At 68.2% G+C, this 13,180-nt stretch carries 12 protein-coding genes and 1 tRNA gene; 4 read left to right on the top strand and 9 right to left on the bottom strand.

The window, feature by feature from the left end; all coding sequences use genetic code 11:
• The first annotated feature begins 136 nt into the window (after positions 1-136).
• Positions 137-1,558: a basic amino acid/polyamine antiporter gene (locus AC5P74_RS17690; RefSeq protein ID WP_053498946.1), complete on the top strand. Its 1,422-nt coding sequence runs from the start codon at positions 137-139 to the stop codon at positions 1,556-1,558.
• Positions 1,559-1,659: 101 nt separating this feature from the next.
• Here the strand turns inward: AC5P74_RS17690 and AC5P74_RS17685 are convergent.
• The 9 genes from AC5P74_RS17685 to AC5P74_RS17645 all read right to left on the bottom strand — a co-directional run bounded on the left by AC5P74_RS17685 (position 1,660) and on the right by AC5P74_RS17645 (position 8,759).
• A tRNA-Asn gene (locus tag AC5P74_RS17685) sits at positions 1,660-1,736 on the bottom strand.
• Between the two features lie 22 nt (positions 1,737-1,758).
• Positions 1,759-2,229: a 23S rRNA (pseudouridine(1915)-N(3))-methyltransferase RlmH gene (gene rlmH / locus AC5P74_RS17680; protein WP_005418108.1), complete on the bottom strand. Its 471-nt coding sequence runs from the start codon at positions 2,227-2,229 to the stop codon at positions 1,759-1,761.
• Positions 2,230-2,293: 64 nt separating this feature from the next.
• Positions 2,294-2,704 carry a ribosome silencing factor gene (gene rsfS, locus AC5P74_RS17675; RefSeq protein WP_005418109.1) on the bottom strand — a complete coding sequence of 137 codons (411 nt, stop codon included), beginning with the start codon at positions 2,702-2,704 and terminating at the stop codon, positions 2,294-2,296.
• A 58-nt stretch (positions 2,705-2,762) separates the two neighbouring features.
• Complete coding sequence (nadD, locus tag AC5P74_RS17670; RefSeq protein WP_005418110.1) at positions 2,763-3,428, bottom strand: nicotinate-nucleotide adenylyltransferase; 666 nt, start codon at positions 3,426-3,428, stop codon at positions 2,763-2,765.
• A gap of 3 nt (positions 3,429-3,431) precedes the next feature.
• Positions 3,432-4,469: a DNA polymerase III subunit delta gene (holA, locus tag AC5P74_RS17665; protein ID WP_049414424.1), complete on the bottom strand. Its 1,038-nt coding sequence runs from the start codon at positions 4,467-4,469 to the stop codon at positions 3,432-3,434.
• Between the two features lie 12 nt (positions 4,470-4,481).
• Positions 4,482-5,066, bottom strand: a complete 585-nt coding sequence (locus tag AC5P74_RS17660; RefSeq protein ID WP_005418114.1) for an LPS-assembly lipoprotein LptE — start codon at positions 5,064-5,066, stop codon at positions 4,482-4,484.
• Positions 5,067-5,203: 137 nt separating this feature from the next.
• The gene (gene leuS / locus AC5P74_RS17655) at positions 5,204-7,846 is read right to left on the bottom strand and encodes a leucine--tRNA ligase (protein ID WP_005418117.1); all 2,643 of its coding nucleotides are present in this window, start codon (positions 7,844-7,846) and stop codon (positions 5,204-5,206) included.
• Positions 7,847-7,951: 105 nt separating this feature from the next.
• Positions 7,952-8,551 (bottom strand): DUF998 domain-containing protein, encoded by a 600-nt coding sequence (locus tag AC5P74_RS17650; protein ID WP_049459673.1) that lies wholly within the window; start codon positions 8,549-8,551, stop codon positions 7,952-7,954.
• 28 nt (positions 8,552-8,579) lie between these two features.
• Positions 8,580-8,759, bottom strand: coding sequence for a hypothetical protein (locus AC5P74_RS17645; protein ID WP_141750768.1), 180 nt, complete (start codon positions 8,757-8,759; stop codon positions 8,580-8,582).
• A gap of 49 nt (positions 8,760-8,808) precedes the next feature.
• On the opposite strand from AC5P74_RS17645, the gene trxA reads away from it, so the two are divergent.
• The 3 genes from trxA (at position 8,809) to AC5P74_RS17630 (ending at position 13,093) form a co-directional block, all read left to right on the top strand.
• The gene (gene trxA, locus AC5P74_RS17640) at positions 8,809-9,666 is read left to right on the top strand and encodes a thioredoxin (protein ID WP_053498949.1); all 858 of its coding nucleotides are present in this window, start codon (positions 8,809-8,811) and stop codon (positions 9,664-9,666) included.
• Between the two features lie 107 nt (positions 9,667-9,773).
• Positions 9,774-11,474 carry a FecR family protein gene (locus tag AC5P74_RS17635; protein WP_495205012.1) on the top strand — a complete coding sequence of 567 codons (1,701 nt, stop codon included), beginning with the start codon at positions 9,774-9,776 and terminating at the stop codon, positions 11,472-11,474.
• On the top strand, positions 11,471-13,093 hold the full coding sequence (locus AC5P74_RS17630) for a CHASE2 domain-containing protein (protein ID WP_171957211.1): 1,623 nt from the start codon (positions 11,471-11,473) through the stop codon (positions 13,091-13,093). Before AC5P74_RS17635 ends, AC5P74_RS17630 begins: the two co-directional genes overlap by 4 nt.
• Positions 13,094-13,180 lie beyond the last annotated feature (87 nt).

Here is a 13,180-nt window from a genome sequence, read left to right as displayed (position 1 = left end):
CGGGCTGTTGCCCGGGCCTTCGTCGTTTCCTGGCTGATCGTTGTCCATGCCGGTTCCCGCACACCCGGCCTTGCAGCCATGTTCACGAGCACATGGCTAGGGTGTGCTCGCGGCATCCGGCCCGCTGGGGATTTCAATGGCCACGACATCGCAACGCCTCGGCCTGCCGGCGTTGATTGCACTGGTGGTGGGCTCGATGGTCGGCGCCGGCATCTTCTCATTGCCGCAGAACGTTGCCCGCAGTGCCGGCCCGGCCGCCGCGATGATCGGCTGGGCGCTGAGCGGTGCGGGCATGCTGATGCTGGCCTTCGTGTTCCAGGCCCTGGCCAACCGCCGTCCGGACCTGGACACCGGCATCTACGCATATGCACGCGAAGGCTTCGGCAACTACATCGGCTTCTCCGCGGCGTGGGGCTACTGGGTCGCTTCGGTACTGGGCAATGCCAGCTTCTTCGTGCTGATCTTCAGCGGCCTGGGCCATTTCATGCCGGTGTTCGGCGAAGGCAACACGCCAGCCGCCGTGGCCGCTTCGTCCGTACTGTTGTGGACCGTCCACCTGCTGGTGCTGCGCGGCCTGCGCACGGCAGCCATCGTCAACGGCCTGGTGACGGTGGCCAAGCTGCTGCCCATCGCACTGTTCCTGGTGCTGGCCGCCGGCGCGTTCCGCATGGAGGTGTTCCGCGCCGACTTCTTCGGCACGCCTGCGCTCGGCGACCTCGGCCAGCAACTGCGCGGCATGATGCTGGTCACCGTGTGGGTGTTCATCGGCATCGAAGGCGCCAGCATCTATTCGCGGCGTGCCGCGCGCCGTGCCGACGTCGGCCGTGCCACGGTGATAGGTTTCCTGGGGGTCTGGCTGCTGCTGGTCCTGGTCAGCCTGCTGTCGATGGGCGTGCTGTCGCAGGCCGAACTGGCCGGGCTGCCCAACCCGTCGATGGCCTACGTGCTGCGCGCCATCGTCGGCGAATGGGGCGCGACGGTGATCATCGCCGGTTCGATCATTTCGGTGCTGGGCGCGCTGCTGGCCTGGGTGCTGCTGTGTGCCGAAGTGCTGTATGCCGCCGCTGGCGACGGCACGATGCCCGCCTTCCTGGGACGCGAGAATGCGCGTGGCGTGCCGGCCAATGCGTTGTGGTTGAGCAACGGGCTGATCCAGCTGTTCCTGCTGCTGGTGCTGTTCAATGCGGGCAGCTACACCGGCCTGGTGCTGCTGGCCGCATCGATGAGCCTGGTGCCCTACTTCCTGTCCACCGCGTTCGGCGTGCAACTGGCCTGGCGCGGACAGTCCTACGCGGGTGAGCCACGCGTGCGCTGGCGCGATTTCGTGGTCGCGCTGCTGGCCAGCGCCTACGCGCTGTGGCTGGTGTATGCCGGCGGCCTGAACAACCTGCTGCTGTCGGTGCTGCTGTACGTGCCCGGCGTTGTTCTGTTTGCGCAGACCCGGCGCCAGCGCGGCGAGCCGGTTTTCACGCGCTGGGAGTGGGCGCTGTTCGGCGCGATCCTGGCTGTAGCAATTGCCACGCTGGTAGCGTTCTGGAAGGGCCGGATCACGCTGTAGCGGCGAGCGCGTGCCCGCTTTGGAGAATGCAGCCGAGCATGGGCTCGCCGCCACAACACGGCAAAAAAAAACCTGCATCTCGCGATGCAGGTTTCTCAAGGTGGCGCCCGAAGTTGGACTCGAACCAACGACCCCCTGATTAACAGTCAAGTGCTCTAACCGGCTGAGCTATTCGGGCAGACGACTAGTATAACCACTCTTCACGCGCGATGGTAGGGGTGATTGGCAATCATTGCGGCAGCCCGATACAGCTGCTCGGCCACCACCAGACGCACCAGCATGTGCGGCAGCGTCAGCGGTCCGATCGACCACTTTTCGTCGGCCAGCGCAGAGACCTCTGGCGAATGCCCTTCCGGGCCACCGATCAGGAACGCCAGGTCCCGGCCCTGCCCGCGCCAATGCTCCAGGCGTTGCGCCAGCTGCTCGGAACTCAACTGCCGCCCCGGCACGTCCAGTGCCACCACGTAAGCGTTCTTCGGTAGCGCGGCGATGACCCGCTTGCCTTCATCCTCGGTGGCACGGCGCGGATCGCGCCCCTTGCCGCGCAGGCCGGGTTCGATTTCCACCAGCTCGAACGGCAGCCAATGCGACAGCCGCTTCTGGTATTCGGCGAACCCCTGCGCGACCCAGCTGGGCGCGCGTTCACCGGTGGCGATCAGGCGGGCTTTCATCAATGGTCCTCCAAAACGTCGACGGCGCCATCGGCGCCGTCGAAGGGATGCATCAACGTGCGGCTCAGGCCACTTCGTCGTCGCTGGACGGCGGCTGGTCGCCGACGGTCCACAGGCGCTCGAGCGCGTAGAACTCACGCACGCGCGGCAGCATCACGTGGACGATCACGTCGCCCAGATCGACCAGCACCCACTCCGCTTCGCGCTCGCCTTCAACGCCCAGCGGCATCACGTCGATGTTCTTGGCGAAGCGCACGACTTCATCGGCAATCGACTTGACGTGGCGGGTCGAGGTGCCCGAAACGACGATCATGTAGTCGGCAACGCTGGACCGGCCGCGCACGTCGATCTCGACCAGGTCCTTGGCCTTCAGGTCTTCGGTGGCTTGGCGGACGCTGGCCAGCAGTTCCGGCACGGACGGCGGCGGGCTGGGCAGATCGACCTTGATGGTCTGGGGCTGGGTCTGGTTGCTCAAAGTGGATCGACTCGATAAACGTGGGGGCGATTATACGGGGATGGCGCGGCCGCGCCATTCACGCCGTGGCCGGGCGGTACAGCCCGTGTGCAGCGACATAGTCGGCCACGGCCGGGGGCAGTAGTGCGCGCCAGGGACCGCCAGCGGCAATCTGCGAGCGCACTGCGCTGGCCGATTCCCCGCGTAGTGGGTGGTGCAGGCGCAGGATGCGCCCGGCCGGGCTGGCGAACAGGGCCTGCTCATTGTCGGCCCAGCGCCCTTGCAGGGCACGCCCCAGCTCGCCATCGATCGACGCCTGCAACGGACTGCCCGGCCGTTCGGCCACCACGAAGTGGGCCAGATCGAACAGGGCCTCCCATTCGTGCCAGCCGGACAGCCCCAGCAGGCTGTCGGCGCCCACCAGCCAGGCCAGCGGCCGGCTCGGGCCCAGCTCGCCACGCAGCTCGCGCAGGGTGTCGACGGTGTACGACGGGCGACCGGGGCAGCGGGTGGCACGATCCAGTTCGCGACGGTCCAGCAGCAGCCCCGGCTCGTCGCCGATGGCCAGCGACAACATCGTGCAGCGCTGCTCAGCGGTGGCGCCGGGCACCGCGCGGTGCGGCGGATCGGCGGCCGGCAGCATGCGCACGGCGACCTGCAGTTCATCACGGGCCGCACGCGCGATCGCCAGGTGCCCGAGGTGCACCGGATCGAAGGTGCCCCCGTAGTAGATCCGCAGGCTCATCACTCAGGCCCGCGCCAGCAGGCGCACGGCACGCGGCTCGGCCACGGCCACCAGCAGGCGTTCCAGCGCCAGCCAGGCGTCGCCGTCAGCGCGCCCCTTGGCAATGCGGTCGACCAGCCCCGCCTCGGCCACGAAGCGCTCCCAGCGCTTGCCTTCCGGGTGCCGCTGCAGCGCGCGCTTGTAAGGCGCCTGCCGCGATTCCCAGATGCCGCGCGATTTCATTTCAGCGGCCAGGTTGCCACCACGCGCCTGCACGCGGGCCAGGCCTGCGCCCGCCAGCAGTTCGCGGATCACGATCGGCATCAATGCGGCCACCGCCTCCCCTTCACCGCGCAGGCCGGCCAGCATGCGCAGCACCGCCGGCGGCTGGCCGGAGAACGTCGCCTCCACCAACCGGAACACGTCGTAGCGGGCAGCGTCAGCCACCAGCGACTCCATCCGTTCCACATCCAACGGCTGGCCGTCGGCCAATAGCGCCAGCTTGTCGATTTCCTGGGCGGCGGCCAGCAGATTGCCCTCCACCCGCTCAGCCAGGCGCTGCACGGCAGCAGGGTCGGCACGCAGGCCCTTGCCGCGCAAGCGGCGCTCGATCCAGTCCGGCAGTTCGTGCGGCTTGATCGCCCATGCCACCGACAGCACGCCGATGCGGCTGACCGCCTCGGCCCACTTGCCCTGGTGGGCCTTGCTCCATTCATTGGCGGTGATCATCAACACCACGTCCGGCGCCGGGTTGGCGCAGAACTGGCTGATGACCTCGGCGCCCTCCTTGCCCGGCTTGCCGCTGGGCAGGCGCACCTCGACCAGGCGGCGGGCGCTGAACAGGCTTGGCGCATTGAAGCTGGCGTCAAGCTGGTTCCAGTCGAAATCACGCCCGTCGGCATCGAACACTTCGCGTTCGCCGATGCCCGAGGCGCGCGCACGCGCGCGGATGGCATCTGCGGCTTCCAGTACGCGCAGTGTTTCCGGGCCTGCGATCAGGTACACCGGCGCCAACGCGGTGTCAGCGCCCTGGCTGGCCAGCTGCTCCGGACGCAGTTCCATCGTCGCTGCCGCTCAGTGCTTGACGGCGGCGGCAGGCTCTGCCGGCACCGCGCCCTCGATCGGCTTGGCCTTCGGCGCGGACAGGCTGCCCCCCTTCTCGATCTCGGCGCGGACCACGCTGTCGATACGGCGGATGATCGAGGCGGACATTTCCCGGCGCAGCTCCGTGGCCAGGATTTCGCGTTCGGTGGTGGTACCGGTGGCGTCGGTTGGCGGCGACACGTAGTCGCGCGACAGTTCGATCACCTGCTGCGGGACCAGTTCGCTGCCATCCTCGCGGCGGAAGATGAAGATCACCGCATAGCGCAGGCTGTACTCCTGCGCACGACCCTGCGAGTCGATGGCGATCGGGAGGTCACCCCAGCGCTCGGACAACACCTGCAGCTGGGTACTGGGTTCCTTGCTGTCCTCATCGGCCAGCCTGGCACCAGAGGCCAGCAGGCTGCGATTGAGCAGCTTGACCAGTTCACTGTACGGGGCGGTGGATACCACCTTCACCGGGGCGGTGTCGGTCGGCAGCATCAGCTTGTTGCGCAGATGGAAGCCGCAGCCGGCGAGGCCGAGGACAAGAACGAGGGCAAGCAGGATTCGGGTCATGGAGACAGTCTGGCGGAGCCGGGCGATCACGGCAACACACAGCGTGCCCGAAGCCGCGTGAATGCAGGGCCATCAAGCACCCGGCCCTGCTTCTGGAAAGGCATCGGCCACCGCGCGGGTGGCCGGTGCGAGGTACATCAGGCGGCGACGATGTTCACGATCTTGCCCGGGACGATGATGATCTTGCGCACCGTCAGGCCTTCCATGAACCTGGCCGCGTTGGGCTCGGCCAGCGCCAGCGCCTCGACCTGCTCGCGCGCGGCATCGGCCGCCACCTCGATGGTGCCGCGCAGCTTGCCGTTGACCTGCACCGCCAGGGTCAGGGCATCGCGTACCAGCGCACTGCTGTCGGCCTGCGGGAACGGCTGGTCTTCCAGCAGCGTCTCGCCATGGCCCAGCACCTGCCAGAGGGCGTGGCTGGCATGCGGCGTGATCGGGTTCAGCAGCAGCACGACGGCCTGCAGCGCTTCCTGGCGCACCGCGCGGCCCTGCTCGCTGTCGTCCTCGAACCTGGCCAGCGCGTTCATCAGCTCCATCACCGCTGCGATGGCGGTATTGAAGCTGTGGCGGCGACCGTAGTCGTCACCGACCTTGCCGATGGTTTCATGGGTCTTGCGGCGCAGCGCCTTCTGGTTGGCATCCAGTGCTGCAACGTCCAGCGCCGGGGCGGCACCGTCGGCAGCATGCTTCTGCACCTGGGCCCACAGGCGGCGCAGGAAGCGCGCCATGCCGTCCACGCCGGCCTCGTTCCACTCCAGCGACTGCTCCGGCGGCGCGGCGAACATCGAGAACAGGCGCACGGTGTCGGCGCCGTACTTGCCGACCATCGCCTGCGGGTCCACGCCGTTGTTCTTCGACTTGGACATCTTCTCGGTGCCACCGACCACCACCGGCTGGCCGTCGGCAATCAGGGTGGCGCCGGTGATGCGGCCGCGCTCGTCACGCTGCACTTCCACATCGGCCGGGTTGATCCAGTCCTTCGAACCGTCCGGATTCGGGCGGTAGTAGGTCTCGGCGATCACCATGCCCTGGCACAGCAGGTTGCGCGCCGGCTCGTTGCTGTCCACCATCCGCGCGTCGCGCAGCAGCTTGTGATAGAAGCGGAAATACATCAGGTGCAGGATCGCGTGCTCGATGCCACCGATGTACTGATCGACCGGCAGCCAGTAGTTGCCGCGCTTGTCGACAGCGTCACGGGCACCCGGCGAGGTGTAGCGGGCGTAGTACCAGCTCGACTCCATGAAGGTGTCGAAGGTGTCGGTCTCGCGCTCGGCGGCGCCACCGCATTCCGGGCAGGTGGTCTTGCGCCATTCCGGGTCGGTCTTGATCGGCGAACCGGTCCCGGAGAACGCCACGTCCTCCGGCAGTACCACCGGCAGCTGCTCCTCCGGCACCGGCACCGCACCGCACTTGTCGCAGTAGATCACCGGAATCGGGCAGCCCCAGTAGCGCTGGCGGCTCACGCCCCAGTCGCGCAGGCGGTAGTTGACGCGGCGCTGGCCCTGGGCCTTGCGCTCGAAACGTTCGGCCAGGGCTTCGAAGGCCCCCTGGAAATCCAGGCCGTCGAACTCGGCCGAGTTCACCAGCTCGAACGCACGGCTCTTGTCGCTGTACCAGTCCTGCCAGCGGCTACCGTCCCAGTTGCGCTCTTCGTCGGTGCGCGCATCCTTCAGCGCGATCACCTGCTTGATCGGCAGGCCGTACTTGTTGGCCACTTCGTTGTCGCGCTGGTCATGGCCCGGAACGGCCATCACCGCGCCGGTGCCGTAGCCCATCAGCACGAAGTTGGCGACCCACACCGGCACCGGCTCGCCGGTGACAGGATGCAGCGCGCGCAGGCCGGTATCCATGCCGCGCTTTTCCTGGGTTTCCAGTTCAGCCTCGGATACACCGCCCTGCTTCAGGTCGGCCAGCATCGCGGCCAGTTCCGGGTTGTTCTTCGCTGCGTGCAGCGCCAGCGGGTGTTCGGCGGCGATCGACACGAAGGTCACGCCCATCACCGTGTCCGGGCGGGTGGTGAACACGCGCAGCGGATCCAGCACGCCACCATCGACGTCGCGCACGTCGAACTGGATTTCCAGGCCCTCCGAGCGGCCGATCCAGTTGCGTTGCATGGTCTTGACCGATTCCGGCCAGCCATCCAGCTCGTCCAGGCCATCCAGCAGTTCCTGGGCGTAGTCGGTGATGCGCAGGAACCACTGCGGGATCTCACGCTTCTCCACCAACGCACCGGAGCGCCAGCCGCGGCCGTCGATGACCTGCTCGTTGGCCAGCACGGTCTGGTCGACCGGGTCCCAGTTCACCACCGCGTTGCGGCGATAGGCCAGGCCCTTGCGCATCAGGCGGGTGAACATGCGCTGCTCGTGGACGTAATAGTCCGGACGGCAGGTGGCGAACTCGCGCGACCAGTCGATGGCATAGCCCAGCGATTTCAGCTGGCTGCGCATGTGGTCGATGTTCTTGTAGGTCCACGCTGCCGGCGCGGTCTTGTTCTTGATCGCGGCGTTTTCCGCCGGCAGGCCGAACGCGTCCCAGCCCATCGGCTGCAGCACGTTGTGGCCGGTCATGCGCTTGTAGCGGCTGATCACGTCGCCAATCGTGTAATTGCGCACGTGGCCCATATGCAGCGCACCGGACGGGTACGGAAGCATCGACAGGCAGTAGTACTTCGGCTTGTCCGAGGTCTCGTCGACCTCGAAGGCACGGGTGGCGTCCCAGTACTGCTGGGCGGCGGATTCAACCTGCTGCGGGTCGTAGGCGTTGGTTTCAGCGCTGGTCATGGAACACGCGGATGCGGCGGCAAAGCGGTACAGCGTACCGCAGTGCGGCAAACGTCTCCAATCCTGCCTGCCTGGGGGGGGCGCCGCGATGCCCCGGGAGCCGTCTCAGCGTTGGCGCGACAGCGGCAGTGCGGCGGCCAGCCAGGCCACCCAGCAGGCGAACGCCAGCCGTTGTGCCAGCGGCGCCGGCAGGACGCCCTGCAGGGCAAACGCGGCCACCGCAGCCAGCACGCCGCAGCCCAGGGCCAGGGCGCCCAGGGCGCGGCCATGCGCCTGACGCAGCTGTGTCGTGCCCAGCAACAGGGTTCCGGCGACGAAGCCCAGCACCCAGATCATCCAGGCACTGGCATGCAGCTGGCTGGCGGGCCCATGCAGATCGTCCACGTCCAGCGGCAGCAAGCCCATCGCGGCAAAGCCCAGGCCAGCCAGCAGCAGCATCTGGCTGCCGACCCTCGGTGCCCAGCCGGCAGTGGCGGGCAGGCTGCGGCGCAGGCGCTCAGCCACCACCGCAGCGAGCACGCCGGGCAGCACGAAGCCAAGCAGATTGAAGGCCAGCGCATGCGGTACGCCCCGCGCCCCCAGCAGCGCCACCGGGTGGCGGGCCTGTGCATAGCCCTCCAGGCCGGCACCGAAGCCAGACACAGCCAGGACGAACACGACTGCAGCAAGCAGTCCCAACCAACGATCAAGCCGGACCATGGACATTGCGCGCAGTCACCCGGAAAAGAATGGATCAACGCATTGTCGCGGCAGTGACGCAGTGCGCCAAGCGCGCGGCCGAGGCCGGGTACTTCCGGCGCACCTCGGCCAGCACGCCGGTCAGCTCCGGAAAGCGGGTGATCCACGGGCTGTGCTGCGTGCCACGCCCCCGAGGCCGTCGCGCGCGATGTGACGGCAGGGTTGAGACGGACATCGATCGTCACCATAGAATCGGTCTCCAGATGCCAAGCGATGCTTTCCCCATGACCGAGACGACCTACGTATTCGACGCCACCACTGCGACCTTCGAGGCCGAAGTCCTGCAGAAGTCGCTGCAGACGCCGGTGCTGGTCGACTTCTGGGCCACCTGGTGCGGGCCGTGCAAGACCCTGGGCCCGATGCTGGAAAAGCTGGCTGGCGAGTACAACGGTGCGTTCGAGCTGGCCAAGGTCGATGTCGACAAGGAACAGCAGATCGCTGCGGCCTTCCAGATCCGCTCGGTGCCCACCGTGTTCCTGGTCAAGGGCGGCCAGCTGGTGGACGGCTTCCCCGGCGCCATTCCGGAAGGCCAGCTGCGTGAGTTCCTGGCCCAGCACGGCATCGTACCGGCCGATGTGGGCGATGCTGCCCCCGAAGATGACGCCCCGCTGGATCCGCAGGCGCAGGTCGATGTGCTGCGTGCGCAGATCGCCGCCGAGCCGGACAAGGATGAACTGAAGCTCGACCTGGCCCTGGCCCTGCTGCAGATCGGTGGCGTGGACGAGGCACGCACCCTGATCGACGGCTTGCCCGCCAATCTGGCTACCGACGACCGCGCCGTGCGTGCCCGCGCCCGCCTGGCCTTCGCCGCCGCGCTGAAAGATGCCCCGGCCGCCGAGGTGCTGGAGGCACGCATCGCCGCTGACGGCAAGGACCTCAAGGCCCGCCACCTGCGTGGCGTGCAACTGCTGCTCGGCGGTCATGACGAGGCCGCGCTGGCCCAGTTCCTGGAAATGCTGCGGATCGACCGCGGATTCGAGGAAGGCCTGCCGCGCAAGGCCCTGATCGACGCCTTCAATGTGATCTCCGACGAGGACCTGGTCGGCCAGTACCGCCGCAGGATGGCGTCGCTGCTGTTCTGAACGGGAACCCGCTCCGTTCAGAATTCCTGCACTGAACGCGGGCAATAATGCCCGCGCTGGTGGCCACGCGGTTGCCACGATCCGTTCGGGGGGATGAGGTCGGGGCCATGGGGTCTTGCAGCTGCACCCCCGCATTGCCGGGATTGCAAACTGTGACCGTCGTCCGCTCTCTGTCGTTCGCCATGCATTTAACGGGCGCTCTGCTCTGCGCCCTCTTCCTGATGCCCGCCATTGCCGGCGCTCAGGACTGGAACTATCGGGTCCGGCCCGGCGATACCCTGTGGGACCTGGGCGGGCTCTACCTGAAGCCCTCGGTACGCTGGCAGCAGCTGCAGCAGCACAACCGCATCGACAACCCCTACCAGTTGCCGCCGGGCCAGCTGCTGCGCTTCCCGATCAGCTGGCTGCGCACCGAACCGGCGCCGGCCCGGGTGCTGTCCGTGCGCGGCAAGGTCGCGCTGGCAGGCGCCGATGGCACGGCGACCCGCGCGCTCCAGGCCGGCGAACAGCTGCATATCGGTGACACCGTGGAGACCGAAGGCGACTCCAGCATCACCCTGGAATTCGCCGATGCCTCGCGCCTGCAGCTGCGCGAGTACTCGCGCCTGCGCCTGGATCAGCTGAGCCGTTACGGCCACACCGGCATGGTCGACACCCGACTGCGCCTGCAGCAGGGGCGAGCCAGCAACCGGGTGACGCCGGCGCGCGGTCCCGCCTCGCGTTACATCATCGATGCGCCCACCGCGACCAGCAGCGTGCGCGGCACGGTGTTCCGGGTCAGCGCCGGAGATGACGGGCACGTCGGTGCCACCGAGGTCCTGCAGGGCAAGGTGCAGGTCGGCAACTCCCATGGCCAGCGCCTGGTCCGGCCGGGCCAGGCCACCCGCAGCAGCAGTGCCGATGCGGCGCCCGCTGCGGTCTCTGCACTGCTGCCGGCGCCGGCGCTGCGCAATGACGCGCTGCGCCTGGCGCCGCTGCCGACCCTGCTTGCCTGGGAACCGGTCAATGGCGCCGATCATTACCGGGTGGAAGTGGTGCAGGCGGCAACGCCGGAGATCCTCCTGTTCGCCGCCACCACCGCCGACACCCGGCTGGCGATCGGCGACCTGCCGCCTGGCCAGCTGCGCATCCTGTTGCGCGCGGTCGACGCCCAGGGGGTCGAAGGCCTGGATGCCAGCGCCGATTTCGAGCTCGGTGACCAGCCACCACCGCCACTGACCGTATCGCCGCTGCATGGGCAGACGATCAACAGCGACCGCCCGCGTTTCCGCTGGAGCCAGGCCCCCGGTGCGCGCAGCAGCGTCCTGCAGATCGCCACCGAGCCCAGCTTCCTGCAGCCCCTGCAGGAGCAGGCCACCCATGCGACCGACCTGCGCCTGACGCGACCGCTGCCGCCCGGCCAGTACTACTGGCGCGTGGCTTCGCGCGATGGCGAAGGCCGACAGGGCCGCTATGGCCAGGCGTTGCCGCTGCAGCTGAGCAATGAACCAGTGGACCCGGCACTGCAACCGCCCGAGGCCGCACACGGCGAGCTGACGCTGCGCTGGCAGGCCGGCAGCGAAGGCCAACGCTACCGGGTGCAGGTGGATCGCCGCGGCGACTTCAAGGCACCGCTGGTCGACGAAACCGTGGATCATCCGCAGGTGAGCTTCAAGCGCCCGTGGAGCGGCACCCTGCATGTACGCGTGCAGTACATCGACGATGACGGCCACGCCAGCGCGTTCTCGCCTGCCCAGCAGGTCCCGCTGCCGTGCCGCCTGTGCTACGGCGCGGGTGGCGGTGCCCTGCTGCTCTGGTTGTTGTTGTGAGGCGCTCGCCGCTGCCATGGTCGAAGCGGATCCTGCTGGCCCTGCTGGCCGGCGTGCTGACCGTCGTGGCCAGCCAGGGACAATGGCTGTGGCGGCAGGACGAGGCGGCCTATGATGCGCTGGTCGGCAACTGGGAGTACCGCCCCGATCCCAGCGTGCTGATCGTCGCCATCGACGAAGGCAGCCTGCAGCGCATCGGCCAGTGGCCTTGGCCACGCTCGGTGCATGCACGCCTGCTTGACCGCCTGACCGATGCCGGCGCCGAACGCGTCGCGCTGGACCTGATGCTGTCCGAACCGGATCGCCGTGACAGCCGACAGGATGATCAGCTGGCGGCCGCCATCCGACGCAATGGCCGGGTGGTGCTGCCGGTGCTGGCCGCACCGGCGGCCGGCGACCGCATGGCCGAGGAAATGCTGCCGATCCCACAGATCGCTGCCAGTGCTGCCGCCATTGGCCACACCGATGTCGAGGTGGATGGCGACGGCGTCGCCCGTGGCGTCTATCTGCACGCAGGTATCGGCCAGCCGCACTGGCCGGCACTGGGCCTGGCACTGGCCGACCTGCCTGCCGGTGCCGTACGCGGCCTGCCCGATCCCGACCCGGAACTGGGCTCGCCCTATCAATGGCGTCGCGACGATTACGTTCGCGTGCGCTACGCCGGCCCCCCCGAGCGGCTGCCACAGGTGTCCTATGCGGACGTTCTCGATGGCCACGTGGACATGGCGATGCTGCATGGCCGCCGCATCGTCGTTGGCATGACGGCCAGCGGCATCGCGCCCCGCCTGCTGACCCCGACCACCCGCGAGTTCTGGATGAGCGGCAGCGAGTACCAGGCCAACATCACCTCGATGCTGCTGCAGCACAAGCAGATCGATGTTCTACCGCATGCCTGGCAGCACGCCATCAGCGGTGTGCTGGTGGCGCTGTGCGTGATCCTGCTCGGCCTGCGCCTGCCCTGGCTGGTCGCGCTGTGTTCGTTGCCGATGCCTGCCCTGCTGAGCTGGCTGCTGCTGCGCACGAGTGACCTGTGGTGGGCGCCGGCCAGCGCGATGCTGGGCGTGACGCTGGCACTGCTGGTCTGGGCGGTGTGGCGGATCTCGGCCTGGCACCGCCAGGCCAACCGCGACGCCCTTACCGGCCTGGGCAACCGCCTCCGCTTCGAGCAGTCGCTGCAGCAGGAATGCGATGCAGCGCGGCGCAGCGGCAAGCCATTGAGCCTGGCGTTGATCGACGTCGACCACTTCAAGCGCCATAACGATCGCCACGGGCACCAGGTCGGCGACCGCGTGCTGCGTGATGTCGCCCGCCTGATCGGCGCCCATGCGCGCCGCCCGCGCGACATGGCCGCACGCTACGGTGGCGACGAATTCGCGCTGGTGCTGCCGGATACACCGGCCGAGGGCGCACGCCAGGTGATTGAGGACCTGATTGCCTGCGTGCGCGCATTGCCGGCGCCGGGCGATGGCAGCGACGATACCGTCACGCTCACCATCGGCGTATTCACCCGCGTGCCCGACGGCGAACTGCAGCCCCACCATTTCGTGGAAGGCGCCGACACCGCCCTTTATCAGGCCAAGGCCAACGGCCGCGACGGGTACATGATCGACGGCCCATGAGGCAGGACATGCACGCCGCCGTTGCACACACGCCCGGGGTGCAACATACGCATGCGAATGGTTAGACTGGACGCCTCGCCTCGCGCC

It is taken from the genome of Stenotrophomonas sp. YJH_SMC_94-11 (assembly GCF_059370435.1).
This window is presented reverse-complemented; position numbering and strand designations above follow the sequence as displayed.